Raw genomic sequence first — 263 nt, 5'->3', positions numbered from 1 at the left:
AGCGAAGGAATGCTGGAGCAGGCGCGGTCGGGGCAGAGGCAGAGTTTGGCAGAATCGAGAGGGTGGTCAGAAAAGGGACTGGATGAAAAAGGTGACAGATGCCTCGGTGCTGATGAAGGCCGAATACTCGCTGGAGGACCTGATGGGCACCAAATTCGCCGAGGGTCTCACCACGAAAGAATTGGGCGAACAAATGGCCGCCGCAATGGGCGAAAAGGACCCGACTACGGTATTGAAGATTGTCGATGTGCTCGGCGCCGAGA

The 263-nt window shown here is 57.0% G+C and carries 1 protein-coding gene; it reads left to right on the top strand.

Annotated elements, in window-relative coordinates; all coding sequences use genetic code 11:
• Nucleotides 1-82 precede the first annotated feature (82 nt).
• A partial coding sequence (locus SM755_RS23805) for a hypothetical protein (RefSeq protein ID WP_323174858.1) occupies nucleotides 83-263 on the top strand: 181 nt, incomplete at its 3' end.

The sequence above is a fragment of the Natrialba sp. PRR66 genome (assembly GCF_034808065.1).
GTDB lineage: Archaea > Halobacteriota > Halobacteria > Halobacteriales > Natrialbaceae > Natrialba > Natrialba aegyptia.
The sequence above is the reverse complement of the archived record's forward strand: the minus strand, read 5'-3'. Positions and strand labels throughout refer to the sequence as shown.